Raw genomic sequence first — 14,456 nt, forward strand, 5'->3', positions numbered from 1 at the left:
CACGAGGCACTGCTCGGCGTGTCGCGCCGTCATGCGTTGTCCGAGCGCGGCGCGCGGCCCGAAAGCCGGCGCGCCGCGGGGATCCGCGGATCGGTGGCGCCGGCCAGGGCCGGCCGCCACGCGATCCAGCAGCAACTCAGCGAGTCTCGGTCGTGGCCACGTTCCAGCCGAACTTGACCGCGCCGCCCAGGCCGCCCTTGGCGTCTTGAGCCTTGTACTCGAACTCGATGTCCGCGTACGACAGGGCCACGCTCTCGCTGATCTCGCCACCGGCGGAAGCGGACGGGGCGACATTGGTCACCAGCACCTGCTTCAGCGTGACCTTCAGGAAGTCCTGTTGGCCTTCGCCGGCCTTGCGGCAGGTCAGGACGGCCTGGTCGAAGTGCTTGCCCGAGGCGCAGGCCTTGGCCAGCACCGGGGACGCCTTGTCGTAGTAGTGCGCGAACACGAACTGGCCCGGGATGCCCTTGCCCTTGCCGGAACCGGTGCCGGCGTTGGCGGTGCTTTCCTGGCGCACGTCCCACGACCAGGCCAGCAGGTCGATCTCGCCCTTGTGGTCCTTGTGGGTGGATTCGCCCTCGACTCCGGCGAACTTCAGATTGGCGTCGATCGTCATGATCGGTTTCTCCTTGATGGACTCTTGAAAACAGCTTCCGCCGGCCGGGTGGGCCTGCGGGAGCCGGGATATCGGACCGGAAGGCCCGGATGGCTAAAGCCTCGACAGCTCAGAACGGCGCCTGCGACAGCGCTCCCTTGGACGCGTCGCGCGTCGTCGCGCGCGATTTCTTCTTCATTCCCCTCGGACGCGGCAGGCCGCGCCTCACTTGCCCTTCTGCGACGGCAGCGTCGACACGAGCCGCAGCGACACGGTCAGACCCTCGAGCTGGTAATGCGGACGCAGGAAGAATTTCGACGAGTAGTAGCCCGGGTTGCCCGGGATCTCCTCGACCACGACTTCCGCGGCGGCCAGCGGCTTCTGCGACTTCGTCGTCTCCGACGAGTTCGCCGGATCGCCGTCGACGTAGTTCATGATCCACTTGTTCAGCCACTTCTCCATGTCGCCGCGCTCCTTGAAGGAGCCCACCTTGTCGCGCACGATGCACTTCAGGTAATGGGCGAAACGGTTGCAGGCGAACAGGTAGGGCAGCCGCGCGGCCAGGTTGGCGTTGGCGGTGGCGTCCGGATCGTCGTACTCGGCGGGCTTCTGCAGCGACTGCGCGCCGATGAACGCGGCGAAGTCCGAGTTCTTGCGGTGCACCAGCGGCATGAAGCCGTTCTTGGCCAGCTCGGCCTCGCGGCGGTCGCTGATGGCGATCTCGGTCGGGCACTTCATGGCCACGCCGCCCTCGTCGGTCGGGAAGGTGTGGGCCGGCAGGCCCTCGACCGCGCCGCCCGCCTCCACGCCGCGGATGCGGGTGCACCAGCCGTAGTTCTTGAACGAGCGGTTGATGTTGGTCGCCATCGCGTAGGCCGAGTTGGCCCACGTGTACTTGGCATGCTCGCCGCCGCCGGTCTCTTCCTCGAAGTTGAACTCCTCGACCGGGTTGGTCTTCGCGCCGTAGGGCAGGCGCGCCAGGAAGCGCGGCATGGCCAGGCCGATGTAGCGCGCGTCGTCGGATTCGCGCAGCGACTTCCAGGCGGCGTATTCGGGCGTGCTGAAGATCTTGGTCAGGTCGCGCGGGTTGGCGAGTTCCTGCCACGAGCCCATCTGCATCAGCGATGGATTCGCCGCCGCGATGAACGGGGAGTGGGCGGCGGCCGAGACCTTGGCGATCTCGCCCAGCAGCTCGACGTCCGGCGGGCTGTGGTCGAAGTAGTAGTCGCCGACGATGCAGCCGAAGGGCTCGCCGCCGAACTGGCCGAATTCCTCTTCGTAGACGCGCTTGAAGATCGGGCTTTGGTCCCAGGCCGTGCCCTTGTAGCGCTTGAGCGTCTTGCCCAGGTCGTTCTTCGAGATGCTCATCACGCGGATCTTGAGCTGCTCGTCGGTCTCGGTGTTGTTGACCAGGTAATGCAGGCCGCGCCAGGCCGACTCCAGCTGCTGGAACTCGGCGTGGTGCAGGATCGCGTTGACCTGCTCCGACAGCTTCTTGTCGATCTCGGCGATCATGGCCTCGATCGAGACGATGACGTCGCTGCCGATCAGCTGGGTCTGCGACAGCGCCTGCTGCGCCAGCGTCAGCACCGCCTGCTCGACGGCGGACTTGGCCTCGTCGGTCTTGGGCTTGAATTCCTTGTTCAGCAGCGAGGCGAACTCGCCGCCTTCGTACTCGATGCCCTGTAGCGATGGCGAGGCTTGTGCGAGGGTCTCATCGGCCATGGTGCGTGCTCCGTGGGGTCCGGCTAGGGGTTCTGAAAGGGGTCCGGGCCGCGCTTACTGCGCGCCCTCGTCGGCGGGCTTCTGGGCCGAGGCCAGGGACTTGAGCAGCGCCTCGTCCTTGACCACCTTGGCGATCAGCTGTTCGGCGCCGGCCTTGCCATCCATGTAGGTGATCAGGTTGGCCAGTTGCTGGCGCGCCTCGAGCAGCTGCTTCAGGCCGTCGACCTTGCGCGCCACGGCGGCGGGCGAGAAGTCGTCCATCGACTCGAAGGTCAGGTCCACCATCAGGTTGCCCTCGCCGGTCAGCGTGTTGGGCACGGCGAACGAGACGCGCGGCTTCATCGCCTTCATGCGGGCGTCGAAGTTGTCGACGTCGAAGTCCAGGAACTTGCGGTCAGAGACCGGCGGCAGCGGATCGGCCGGCTTGCCCGACAGGTCCGACAGCACGCCCATCACGAAGGGCAGCTGGACCTTCTTCTCGGCGCCGTACAGCTCGACGTCGTACTCGATCTGCACGCGCGGGGCGCGATTCCTGGCGATGAACTTCTGGCTGCTGGTGGCCATGGGGTGCTCCTTGAAGCGTGGATCGGGTGAAGGGTCGAAACCGTGGATGAAATGCGGACGATGCGGATCACTCGCTCGGCGTGCCGGCGAGCTTCTCGATCTCATGCACGCCGTCCGGATTCAGGTCGCGCATGATTTCCAGGAAGGACTTGCTCATCAGCCGCTGCGCGCGGCGGATCAGCAGCGGCGCGGGATTGCTGGGCTCGTGACGCTCGATCCATTCGCACACGCGCTGCAGCGCGCGGACCGCGTCGTCGCGGCTGGCGATGGTGCCGGGCGCGGACACCGCCACGGTCACCGCGCCGCCGGCCTGCACGGGCGCGGAAGCGGCACCGTCGCCGGCCGGCGTCGCGTCGGCGCCCTGCCCCGTCAGCTGGCCGGCGGCGGCCGCCAGCGGCTTGAACAGGCGCAGCAGCGCGGAAAAGTCGGGGGCCTGGCCGGCGCCCAGATGCGTCTCGATGGCGGCGATGATGCCCTGCACCGCAGGAAGCGCGTCGTGCAGGCGGGTCGCGAAGGCGGGATCGTTGGCGGCCTGCGCCGCCAGCCCGGCCATCAGGCCCTCGGGCGACGGGACGGATTCATCGCCCATCGGATCGGCGTTGCCCAGCGCCAGTTCGACGTCGCGCACCCGCGGGCCGCCGCGCTGGCCGGTCAGGCTCGCGGCGCGCAGGTCGGCGATCGCGGCCGTGCCGCTGGCCAACGGCTGCAGCGCGTTCAGGCGCATCGTCGGATCGTCGTGATCGGAGGCGTCCAGCTGCGGATGCACATGGGCCCAGTGCTGCTCCAGCAGGCCGCGGATCAGGGCCAGGCCCTGCAGCGCCGCGCCAAAGCCCTGCAGCCGGGCGCCCGAGCGCAGCAGCCACACGGCCACGCGCAGGTCGCGGGTGCGCCGGGCCAGCGCCAGGGCCTGCTCGTGCACGGCGCCCCAGTCGGGCTCCTCGGCCGGGATGACGGTGTCGCCGTACTGCTGCTCGGGCTTGCCCGCCCCCGCGGCTTCCAGCGCGAGGAAGGCAGGGTCGTACTCCAGGTCGGCGCCACAGGGGGCGTCGTCCTGCAGGGGAGCAAGCAGCGCGTCGAGGTCGAGGTCAGCCATCGCGTCGGAGGCAGCGGAACAATTGCATGCCGTGCACTCTATTGACAGCTGTTACGGCGCACAGTGGTCGAAAGTCACTTTGCTCCCCCCTGAACGCGGCCATCAGAAACATTAACAAGATGTTTCAGCGCCGCCATCGGGCGACGCGGCGCCTGGGGAAGCAGCGATCTACCGCGCCGCTCTCGCGCGGACGAGGGCTGGGAACCTCGATTGCTGAGCATCTGGCATCGTCACTTCACGGAGAGCCCCCTCATGACTCGCCATGTTTCCCCGCGCCGCGGCGCGCTGCCCGTGTTCGCCGCGATCGCCGTCGCCTGTGGCGGCGCCCTGGCCGCCAGCGCCGCCTTCGCGCAATCCACGATGCCCTCCGCCACGCCGGCCTCCGGCGCCCGCACCGCCCATGCCGACAGCAGCTTCATGAAGGACGCCGCCGAGGCCGGCCACGCGGAGATCAACGCCGCCAACCTCGCCCTGCAAAAAGGTGTCAGCGCGGACGTGAAGAGCTTTGCCCAGAAGATGCTCGACGACCACAAGAAGGCCGCTTCCGAGCTGGAAACGCTGGCCGCGTCCAAGGACGTGAAGCTGCCCGCCGACGCGTCGATGGTGCAGAAGGGCAAGGCCAAGATCCTGGAGCAGCGCGACGGCACCAGCTTCGACCACCATTACGCCGAGAACCAGGTCAGCGCCCACAAGGACGCGGTCAAGTTGTTCGAGAAGGCGTCCAGGGATGCCAAGGACCCCGAGGTCAAGGCCTGGGCCGCCAAGACGCTGCCGACGTTGCAGCATCATTTGCAAGAGGCGCAGGCGCTCGAGAAGACCACCAAGGCGGCCGACAAGAAGAAGTGAGGCCGTGATGGCGGGGCCGCGCTCGCGGCCCGTTCAGCCCAGCGCGGCGAGCACCGCCGCCTGCGCGGCCCAGCGGCGCTGCTCGGCGCCGCCGCCGTCTTCGCCCCCGTCTTGATCCAGAGGCGCGAACACGGTCTCCACGTCCACCACCGGCACCGCCGCGGCCATCGTCAGGCGCTGCGCCATCGCGCCCTGCAGGCCGAGACAGGCGACGGCGCCGTAAAGCCGCCCCAGCATCCGCGCCACCGGTTCGACGCCGGCGCCCTCGCCCAAGGTCCGCGCAGGATCCAGCAGCGTCACCTGAGCGCCCAGCCCCTGTGCCGCGGCCTTGAATCGCGCGGCCAGTTCCGCCTCCGCATCCCCGCACACCAGCCCGACCCGCAAGCCCGCCAGCGGCTGCCGCGGGGCGCCGCGCTGCGCCGCCTGCCGGAGTTCCTCGGCGGCGGCGCGCAGGGCTGCCCTGGACGGCGGCAGGACGGACATCGACGGCGACGGCAACAGCGGATCGGAATGCGGCATGGTCGGACGCGGGGGAGCAGAGGACAGGCGCCTGAGGCGCCGGCGGAAGGCGCGGAGGGCGCGCCACGGGCGAGTCGCGCAGCGTAGTCACCTGGCGGAAGGGCGCGTTGATCGATGTCAACGCGGACCCGGCGCGGGGCCGCGATCGCCTCGGGCCTGCTGGAGCTCGACCGCCCGTTACTGAACCGTCACCAAGGGTTCACCGACTGTTTCCGACCGATGTCAAGGATTGGCGCTCCCGTTTCGGCCGCTTCCTAGCATCCCTCCCAACCTTTCAACCCGCGAGACCCTCATGCAAAGCGCCATCGAACTCGACCGCCCCAGCGAACTCTCCCGCGAGCGCCGGCGCGACGCCCCCGCTCCCCGCCCCCGGATCGTCCCCCCGGCGAACCCCTCGATCCACGACCCGGCCCTGGCCACCCGCGCCGTCGCTCCGGGCCTCATCGTCCCCGACCTCCGCCCCCTGACCCGCGTGCCGCTCCCGGCCGCGTCCAGCGCCCCCCCGCTCTCGGCCCGGGACCCGCAGCAGCGCATGCTCGAGGTCATGCGCATCATCCGGGACGTCGTCCAGCCGGCCGCCAAGGTCGTGCGCGCCGGCGACATGATCTTCCGCGCCGCCCAGCCCTTCTCCACCGTCTACCTGATCAATGCCGGCGCCTTCAAGCTGGTGAGCCGCAGCCTGGATGGCCGCGAGCAGATCGTGAGCCTGAAGTTCCGCGGCGACTGGCTCGGCTTCAGCGGCATCGCCCATGGCCGCCATCCCTGCGACGCCGTCGCGATGGACACGGGCAACATCTCCCTCATTCCGTACGACACGCTGACCGCCGCCTGCGCCCGCCATCCCGAGATGATGGCCATCGTCCACGAGGCCATGAGCACCGAGATCACCCACGAGCGGCAATCGCTGATGTCGGTCTGCACGCTGGCCTCGCTGGCGCGCGTGGCGGAGTTCCTCTGCGCCTGGGCCCGCAGCATGCACCAGCGCGGCCTGCGCGCCGACGAGCTGACGCTGCGCATGACCCGCGCCGACCTGGGCAACTACCTGGGCATGACGCTGGAGACCGTGAGCCGGTGCCTCTCCAAGCTCAACCGCGAGAAGCTGATCCGCTTCGGCGAGCGCGGCCGCCGTCAGATCTCGATTCCCAGCCTGCAGAGCCTGGAGCAGTTCGTGATCGGCGGCTCGGTGGTCCGCGGCCCGTCGCCGATGCAGTGAGGCGCGCTCAGCGCGACATCAGCTTCGCGATCGCCCGCGCCAGCGTGGCCCGGTCGTAAGGCTTGGGAAGCAGGTCCCAGCCCAGCGCGCCGTCCGGGCCGGAGGTGAGCAGTTCAGCGGAAAAGCCCGACATCAGCAGCACCGCGATGTCGGGCCAATTTTTCTGGACGCTTGACGCGAGTTCCGTGCCCCGCATGCCGGCGCCCAGCGCGATGTCGCTCAGCAGCAGATGCGGCAGGTCTTCGCGCCGGGCCGACACCTCCTCGAGGTGCCGCAAGGCCTCCTCGCCGCTCACGCAGGCGACGACCTGGCAGCGCAGGTCAGCCAGGAAACGCCGCGCGACGGCGCGCACCTCGGGGTCGTCCTCGACCAGCAGGACACGAAGGCCCTCCAGCGCCTGGCCCTCGGCCGTGCCGTCGCCGTCCGCCGATGGCGACGACGTCACGGGCGGCTGCGGCAGCACCAGCGTCAAGGTCGTTCCGCGCCCCGGCGCGCTGTCGATGCCGATCGCCCCACGCGACTGACGCGCGAAGCCATACACCGTGCTCAACCCCAGGCCCGTGCCGCGCCCGGCCTGCTTGGTCGTGAAGAAGGGCTCGAAGGCGCGCTCCCTGACCTCTTCCGGCATGCCCGATCCACTGTCCGAGACGGCGATGCGCACGTAGCGCGCCGGACTCGAGCCCAGGCCCTCGTCCTCCTCCAGATCGCGGCGCAATTCCGGCGGCATCGCGGCCAGCGGCGCGGCCTCGAACACCAGTTCACCGCCTTCCGGCATGGCGTCGCGCGCGTTGATGGCGATGTTCAGCAGCGCCGACTCCAGCTGCGCCGGATCGGCCTGGACATCGGGGCAATCCGGCGCGACGTCGATGCGGATGCGGATGCGCTGGTCCAGCGTGCGGCGCAGCATGTCCGCCAGCGAGCGCATCATCGCCGCCACGTCGACGCTGGCCGGCTGCAGCATCTGCCGCCTGGAAAACGCCAGCAGCTTGCCGGTCAGCTCCGCGCCGCGGCGCGAGGCGCGCGTCGCCGCCGCCACCAGCTGCGGTGCCAAGCCGTCGCCGGCCACCGCCGGCAGGTCCGCCAGCACCTGCAGGTTGCCCTGGATGACGGTCAGCAGGTTGTTGAAGTCATGCGCGATCCCCCCGGTCAGCTGTCCGACTGCCTCGAGCCGTTGCGAATGGTTGAGCGCCTCTTCCGTCTGCGCGCGCTGCAGGCAGGTGCCGAGCAGGTTGGCGACCGACTCGAGGAAACGCACCTCGGCCTCGCCGAAGCGCTTGGGCTGGCGCGAGCGCACCGCCAGCGTGCCCACCGGCCGTCCGCGATCGGACAGCGGCACCGCCAGCGAGGACACCAGCCCCGCCCGGCGGTAGCTGCCGGGCACCTCGAAGCGGCGCTCCGCGGCGAAGTCCTCGACCACCACCGGCCGGCCCTGCGCCAGCACATAGCCCTGCGGCGTGGCGGGACGGTTCGGTACGCTGGCGCCGGGCTGCTCGTCCTCGAGCAGTCCGACGCCGCCGGCCACGCGCAGCAGCGTCCGCGACGGCTCGAGCAGGAACACCACCGCCATGTCGGCCTCCAGCGCCTGCGCGGCGATGGAAGGCAATTGCCGCAACACCGCCTGCGGGTCCAGCGAGTCGACCGCGATGCGGCCCAGCTGGGCCAGATGTTCGCTGTAGCGGGCGCGCTGCAGCGCCTGTCGCACGCGCGGGTACTCGGCCACGCTGCGGATCGACGCCATCGTGTAGGGCAGCCCCAGCGGCTGCAGCGGGCTCAGCGCGATCTCCACCATCACTTCCGTGCCGTCGCGCCGGCGCGCGACCAGCTCGGTCGCGGTGCCGCCCATCGGCCGCGCGCGCGGCGCGTGTTCGTAGGCGTGGCGATAGGCCGCGTGGCGCGGCCGGATGCTGTCGGGCACCAGCATCTCCACGGGCGAACCCACCATCTCGTCCAGCGAGTACCCGAGCAGCTGCAGCGCCGTCGGATTCGCGAGCTGGATCAGGCCCGCGTCATCGACGAGCACCAGCCCATCCGGAGACGCCGCGAACAGCGCGCGGAACACCACGTGCTCATCGATGCCGGGCGGCCAGTCCTTCATCGCGGGGCTCAGGGCGACAGGCTGGCGGTCACGCGGGGGGCGAACAGATAGCCGGCGCCGCGCACCGACTTGATCCACAGGCCCTCGCCCGAGTCGGCGCCGAGCTTGCGGCGCAGCCGGCCCACCTGCACGTCGATCGTGCGGTCGAAGGGGCCGGACTCGCGGCCGCGGGTGTGTTCCAGCAGGAAGTCTCTCGACAGCACGCGCCCGGGGTGCAGCAGGAACACGTGCAGCAGATCGAACTCGCCGGTGGTCAGCGCGACGTCCTCGCCCTGCGGATCCGTCACGCGCCGCGCCGCCACGTCGACGGTCCAGCCTTCGAAGTGCAGATGCTCGCGGCCCGCCGAAAGGTCCTGGGCCGCCTCGCCGCCGGACACCGGGGCGGGCGCTGGCGTGCAGGCCGCGTCGGCCGCCGGCGCGAGACGCCGCAGCACGGCCTTCACCCGCGCGACCAGTTCGCGCAGGTCGAAAGGCTTGGTCACGTAGTCGTCGGCGCCCACCTCCAGGCCGACGACCTTGTCCACGGCGTCGCCGCGGCCGGTGACGATCACCAGGCCGCAGCGCCAGTGCTCGCGCAGTTGCCGCGCGATCACGAAGCCGTCCTCGCCGGGCAGGCCCAGGTCCAGCAACACCAGGTCGGGGGGATCGGCAGCCATCAGACTCATCAGCGCCCGGCCGTCATGCAGCTGCGTCGTGCGAAAACCATGGGAGCCCAGATAGCCGGCCAGCAGTTGGGTGATGTCCGGCTCGTCATCGAGGATCGCCACATGCGCCGGCGCCGGCAGGCGGGCCGCAGCGGCATGAGCGGCATGAGCGGCATGAGCGGCCGGCGTGGCGGGAGCGGCGGGCGGGAAAGGTCCGGGCGTGGTCATTGGGGCCGCATTCTAGGAGGCCGCCCGGGCCGGTCTGCCCCGCTGACGCCCGGCGCGATCCGCCCGCGTCACGCGGCATCGGCGCGGATCAGCCGCTCCAGGGTCCGGGTGAGGCGGTCCAGATCGATCGGCTTGACCATGTGCTCGTCAAAGCCGCTGCCCAGCGCCTTGTCGCGATCCGAGGCCTGGCCATAGCCCGTCAGCGCGATCAGCCGCGGCGCGGCGTCGCCCAGTTCGCGGTGGATCAGCGCCGCGAGCTGGTAGCCGTCGATGACCGGCATGCCGATGTCCAGCACCGCCGCGTCGAAGTGCGAGGCCTGCAGCCGGTCCAGCGCCTCCTGCGGCAAGGTGGTCGTGACCACGTCGTAGCCGGCGTAGCGCAGCGCCATGCCCAGCGTCTCGGCGGCGTCGCGGTTGTCGTCGACCACCAGCACCCGCCCCTGCACGGGCGGCAGGGTGTCCAGCGCCTCGGCGGCCGGCCCGGGCTCGGGCGGCATGACGTGGATCTCGGCCGGCAGCGTCACGCGGAACGTCGCGCCCAGGCCGGGCCCAGCGCTCTGCACCGCCACCTGGCCGTGATGCATCTCGACCAGCTGCTTGACGATCGCCAGGCCGATGCCCAGCCCGCCCTTGGACCGGTCCAGGGTCGTCGACCCCTGCTCGAACAATTCGAACACCCGCGGCAGCATCGCCGCGTCGATGCCCGCGCCGTTGTCCTGCACCTCGATCACCAGCGAGCCGCCCTCGGCCCGCGCGGCCACGCGGATCTCGCCGTTGGTCGGGGTGTACTTGGCGGCGTTGCTGAGCAGGTTCACCACCACCTGCCGCAGCCGCGCCCGGTCGCCGACCAGCCGCAGCTCCGGCCCCACGTCGCAGCTCACGCGCAGCAGATGGTTGCGCTCCTCGAGCAGCGGGCTCACGCCTTCGATCGCGTCGGTCAGCAGGAACTGGACGTCGACAGGCTCGCGCGCGAGTTCGATCTTGCCGCGCGTGATGCGGGTGATGTCGAGCAGGTCGTCGACCAGCTTGGACAGATGGCCGACCTGGCGCTCGATGATCTCGTGCTCGCGCGACAGCTGGCCCGTCTGCAGCCGGATCAGGTGCAGCGCCGTCGAGATCGGGGCGAGCGGATTGCGCAGTTCATGACCCAGCATCGCCAGGAATTCGTCCTTGGCGCTGGCCGCTCTCTCGCGTTCGTGGTCCAGCCGCGCCGCGTGCAGCCCGGTCGACGCCAGCGTCGCCGCCGCCCGCATGAAGGCGCTCTGGTGGGCCGACGGGAAGTCGGGCCGCGAGGAGCCGAACCACAGGCTGCCCGCGCGCCCCGCCGGGCCCAGGTAGAGCCTCACCACGCACAGCGTGCCGAGCGGGGACTCGAGCGGGGTCGCGATCTCCGCCGTGTCCGGCATCTGGCGGCAGGCGTCGATGAAGTCGGCCCAGGCCTCATGCGAGACGCGCACGCCGCCCAGCTGCAGCATCGTTGTTGGCGGCGCATCGGGCACCAGCGGCGCGTGCACCAGGCAGACCGCCGTGCCGACGATGCGGTTGACCGCCTCGGTCGTCAGCTGCAGCACGGTGGCGGCATCACGCCCCACCCAGAGCGCCGGCAGTGCCAGCAGGCCCATCAGATCCCGCAGCGCCCGGTCGGCGGCGGAGGGTTCTCGTTCACGGGACATCGTCGTCATTCGGCGCGCCGGCTCCGGGCCGGGACTGGAAGCGCCGCCGGTGCCGGCCGCCCCCGGCGCCGGCCGGTGGCGCGGCGCGCGGAGAGCTCGCGCAGCATCTCGGCCGGCGGCGTGAAGAAGGGATTCTCGCGCAGCACGCCGCCGATCATCGTGAGCGGATGCGTCCGCAGCAGGTCCATCATCGTGGCGCCATCCAGCGGCGCCAGATCGTAGACGCAGATCGCCAGACGGCGATTGGCGTCCAGCACCTCGTTCAGGCGCGCCTCGTATTCCAGCAGGTCGAGCCGGTCACCGCCGTGCTGGACGGCCCAGCCCATCTGGCTCATCACGCGCAGTCCCTCGAACCCGCCGGCCCCATGGCGGGCCAGGCCCTGTCCGCCGCGCGCGGTGGCTTCGTCCATCGCGCGGAGCAGCCCGTCGACGTCGATGCCGCCCGGCTCGGGCGGCCACGTCCGCAAGCTCAACTGGCCGGTGTGTTCACAGCCGGCCACGTCGATGCCGGCCGCCGTCAGGCAGGCGCGATGCGCGTCCAGCGGGTCCGACACCAGGTGAAGGTTGCGCTCGCCGCGCTGCTGCGCCTCCCGGTAGAACGGGGCCAGCACTTGGGAGGCCTCCTCCCGGCTGTCGAAGAAGGCGCAAATGTGGAAATGGGTTGCGAACGTCACTGCTCTCTCACAACACCCGCGGTCCTGCCTGCGGATGTCCTCCGACCCGAGTTGATTCGACCAGTCCACTGGCTCTTATGGGTTGAGTGCTTGATGTTAGCCGTGAAGCGGGTGTACGTTATGCGACCGAATCATGCGCTCATCGCCCACATCGCCCACTCCGGCCAGCCGATTGCCTGGGCAGGGGTCTTCCCATTTTCCGAGGAGCACAGCCATGGAACCCGTCGTCCACCCGTTCTCGGCGCTGTTCGAGCAACTGGGCCTGCCCGCCGGTGAGGCGGACATCCGCGCATTCATCGAGGATCACCGCCCGCTGCCTGGCGACGTGAGGGTGCAGGAGGCGCCGTTCTGGACACCGGCGCAGGCCAAGGCGCTGCGCGACATGCTGCTGGACGACGCCGATTGGGCCGAAGTGGTCGATCAACTCAATCTGGCCCTGCATTGACCGGTTTTGGAAACCCGCGATTCCCCTTCGAGCGAGCGCGGGAATTCCGATGAAGCGGAATTTGAATATATTGGACTGAGGCCCACTCGTAATAGTGACGAAGTACCGAATATCTGGAATAAGGTGCCGAATTCGAGTGGGGAAATGAGGGCCGAGGGGCCTTGCGCCCCTGGGCCTTTTGACGATCAGGACAGCGCGTGCCGCTCCGCCGCATGGGGCGCGCACGCCTGCGCGCAGGCCCGGCAGGCTTGGGCGCAACGCCGGCAATGGGCATGCTGGTGCTTTTCGCATTCTTCCGCGCATGCGCGGCAGACGTGGGCGCACAGGGCGCAAAAGTCGCCGTGGTGCTCCGACTCGCGGGAGAGCGCGCTGATCGTTGCTTCGCAGATCGCGGCGCAATCGAGATCCAGCAGGGCGCAACGCTCGAGCATCCGGTCCCCTGACCGGATGCAGGCGTTGGCGCAGTGACGCGTGGCCAGCAGCGCTTCGGCACAGGCCTTCAGACAGGGTTCGAGGTCTTCGGATGGGGTGGTCATGGGAGCTCCTGGTGAGGGGGGGACAAGCGCCGATCCGGCAACTGCCGTGCCCCGGATCGCGGGTCGACTGACACATCTTTGCTAGTCCAATCACACAAACCAGTTATCAATCGCTGGTCACGCCGAATTGCTAGCAAACTTATGCTATTGCGAGCAAAACAGGCACGAAACGAAACTGGGCGCCTTCGCAAAACAGCCCAGCGAGTTTCCCTTGTCAACCGCTTTCATCGATATTCCCCGGCCCCGCGCGAATATCCGGGCCACCGCCCTCCCCCAGTATGGGATTGCCCTGCTGGCGCTTGTTTTCCCACCCGCATGGGCCGATTCCCCCCTTCCCCCGCCGCCCGCCGATTCGGCGGCTTCCGATGCCGCCCCGGGCCGCTGGGGCGCGCCGATGGACGACTTCATTTCCACCGCGCTCGCGGAAGATCCTTCGATTGAACGCGCCCGCGCCGCCATTGCGGCGGCCGAGGACGGGATCACGGCGGCGAAATGGCAGTTCGGCCCCTCCCCCAGCATCTCCCGCGAGCTGGCCAGCGGCACGAACCGCTACGTGAACGTCCTGCGCATCCAGCAGCCGCTCTACACCGGCGGGTTGCTGTCCGCCAACCTGAACGCCGCGCGCACCACGCTGCGCAGCAGCCAGCAGGAGCTGCTCGCTGCGCGTCTGCAGCTGAAGCTGAAGATCGTCCAGACCTGGGCGGACTGGGCCAAGGCGCGTGGCCGCGCCGACAGCCTCGAGGCGCTGCGCGAAGCCCACCAGCAACTGCTGGACATGATCCAGCGCCGCTACAAGGCCGGCGTCGCGACACACGCCGACGCCGCGCTCGCCGCCTCCCGGCTCAGCGCCGTGCAGGCCGAGGTCGCGCAGGCGGCCCTGGAGGAGGCGCTCCAGCGCGATCGCCTCCAGCGTCTTTCCCGCCGGCCGGTCGGCCCCGCGCTGCGGACGGTGCTCGATGGCGAACTGCCGGAGCCGCCCGCGCTGACCCAGGTGCTGGATCGCATCCAGCTCTCGCCGGAGATGACCGTGGCCCGTGCCAACGTCGATCTCGCCCGCGACGAACTGGCCAAGGCCAAGGCCGCCCTCATGCCGACGGTCAGCCTCCGGTTCGACCACCAATCCGGCGCCTATCGCGATCAACGCCTGGGCCTGGTCTTCCAGGCCAGCCTGCAAGGCGGCCTGGCCGGGCTTGCGGGCATGAACGCCGCGCGCTCGCGCATCGCGGCCGCCGAAGCCGCCGTCGCGGCGACCGAGCAGGACCAGATCAGCAACTACCAGCTCGAGTACACGCGCTACGCCGCTGCGGTCTCCTCGCTGCGCAACGCGGCACTCACCGCGGCGACCAGCGACGAAGTGCTGGCGTCGTACCGCCGCCAGTTCGACGCGGGCAAGCGCCCCTGGCTCGACCTGCTGAACATGGTTCGCGAGGCTCACGCCACGCGCCAGTCGCAACGCGACGCGGGCGTCGACGAACGCGCCGGCCTCTACCGGCTGACCCTGCTCCTCGACGGCGCGCCGTCCGGCGATTGACGGCCCGCGCCCGCCGCCAAGCCTTCTCCGCCTTCCCTGCCCTCCCCGCACCGCATCTTTCGCCCACCTTCCCAC

General features: G+C 70.0%; 14 protein-coding genes. 4 read left to right on the forward strand and 10 right to left on the reverse strand.

Features of this window, described 5'->3' with window-relative positions; translation table 11 throughout:
- Positions 1-136: 136 nt before the first annotated feature.
- The 4 genes from ABDW61_RS05590 to tssA form a co-directional block, all read right to left on the reverse strand.
- Positions 137-616, reverse strand: coding sequence for a type VI secretion system tube protein Hcp (locus ABDW61_RS05590; protein ID WP_343637063.1), 480 nt, complete (start codon positions 614-616; stop codon positions 137-139).
- 204 nt (positions 617-820) lie between these two features.
- A complete protein-coding gene (gene tssC, locus ABDW61_RS05595) occupies positions 821-2,320 on the reverse strand; it encodes a type VI secretion system contractile sheath large subunit (protein ID WP_343637065.1) in 1,500 nt (499 codons plus the stop codon).
- A gap of 54 nt (positions 2,321-2,374) precedes the next feature.
- Entirely contained in the window at positions 2,375-2,884 is a 510-nt protein-coding gene (tssB, locus tag ABDW61_RS05600; protein ID WP_343637067.1) for a type VI secretion system contractile sheath small subunit, read from the reverse strand.
- Between the two features lie 67 nt (positions 2,885-2,951).
- A complete protein-coding gene (tssA, locus tag ABDW61_RS05605) occupies positions 2,952-3,977 on the reverse strand; it encodes a type VI secretion system protein TssA (protein WP_343637069.1) in 1,026 nt (341 codons plus the stop codon).
- A 252-nt stretch (positions 3,978-4,229) separates the two neighbouring features.
- On the opposite strand from tssA, the gene ABDW61_RS05610 reads away from it, so the two are divergent.
- On the forward strand, positions 4,230-4,823 hold the full coding sequence (locus tag ABDW61_RS05610) for a DUF4142 domain-containing protein (RefSeq protein ID WP_343637071.1): 594 nt from the start codon (positions 4,230-4,232) through the stop codon (positions 4,821-4,823).
- Between the two features lie 33 nt (positions 4,824-4,856).
- Here ABDW61_RS05610 and ABDW61_RS05615 read toward each other — a convergent pair whose 3' ends face one another.
- Entirely contained in the window at positions 4,857-5,342 is a 486-nt protein-coding gene (locus tag ABDW61_RS05615; protein WP_343637073.1) for a hypothetical protein, read from the reverse strand.
- Between the two features lie 292 nt (positions 5,343-5,634).
- On the opposite strand from ABDW61_RS05615, the gene ABDW61_RS05620 reads away from it, so the two are divergent.
- Positions 5,635-6,555, forward strand: coding sequence for a helix-turn-helix domain-containing protein (locus ABDW61_RS05620; protein WP_343637075.1), 921 nt, complete (start codon positions 5,635-5,637; stop codon positions 6,553-6,555).
- Between the two features lie 7 nt (positions 6,556-6,562).
- Here the strand turns inward: ABDW61_RS05620 and ABDW61_RS05625 are convergent, their stop codons facing one another.
- The 4 genes from ABDW61_RS05625 to ABDW61_RS05640 all read right to left on the reverse strand — a co-directional run bounded on the left by ABDW61_RS05625 (position 6,563) and on the right by ABDW61_RS05640 (position 11,869).
- On the reverse strand, positions 6,563-8,650 hold the full coding sequence (locus ABDW61_RS05625) for a GAF domain-containing protein (protein WP_343637077.1): 2,088 nt from the start codon (positions 8,648-8,650) through the stop codon (positions 6,563-6,565).
- Between the two features lie 8 nt (positions 8,651-8,658).
- Positions 8,659-9,522, reverse strand: coding sequence for a response regulator transcription factor (locus tag ABDW61_RS05630; RefSeq protein ID WP_343637079.1), 864 nt, complete (start codon positions 9,520-9,522; stop codon positions 8,659-8,661).
- Between the two features lie 68 nt (positions 9,523-9,590).
- Complete coding sequence (locus ABDW61_RS05635; RefSeq protein WP_343637081.1) at positions 9,591-11,195, reverse strand: ATP-binding protein; 1,605 nt, start codon at positions 11,193-11,195, stop codon at positions 9,591-9,593.
- Positions 11,196-11,200: 5 nt separating this feature from the next.
- Entirely contained in the window at positions 11,201-11,869 is a 669-nt protein-coding gene (locus tag ABDW61_RS05640) for an MEDS domain-containing protein (RefSeq protein ID WP_343637083.1), read from the reverse strand.
- Between the two features lie 214 nt (positions 11,870-12,083).
- Between ABDW61_RS05640 and ABDW61_RS05645 the strand changes: the two genes are divergently transcribed.
- Positions 12,084-12,314, forward strand: a complete 231-nt coding sequence (locus tag ABDW61_RS05645; RefSeq protein ID WP_343637085.1) for a DUF2789 domain-containing protein — start codon at positions 12,084-12,086, stop codon at positions 12,312-12,314.
- Between the two features lie 185 nt (positions 12,315-12,499).
- On the opposite strand, the gene ABDW61_RS05650 is transcribed toward ABDW61_RS05645, so the two are convergent.
- Complete coding sequence (locus tag ABDW61_RS05650; RefSeq protein ID WP_343637087.1) at positions 12,500-12,850, reverse strand: four-helix bundle copper-binding protein; 351 nt, start codon at positions 12,848-12,850, stop codon at positions 12,500-12,502.
- Between the two features lie 394 nt (positions 12,851-13,244).
- On the opposite strand from ABDW61_RS05650, the gene ABDW61_RS05655 reads away from it, so the two are divergent.
- Complete coding sequence (locus ABDW61_RS05655; RefSeq protein ID WP_343637089.1) at positions 13,245-14,381, forward strand: TolC family protein; 1,137 nt, start codon at positions 13,245-13,247, stop codon at positions 14,379-14,381.
- Positions 14,382-14,456: the final 75 nt, after the last annotated feature.

This window comes from Roseateles sp., assembly GCF_039595595.1.
In the GTDB taxonomy this organism is placed as follows: Bacteria; Pseudomonadota; Gammaproteobacteria; order Burkholderiales; family Burkholderiaceae_C; genus Roseateles.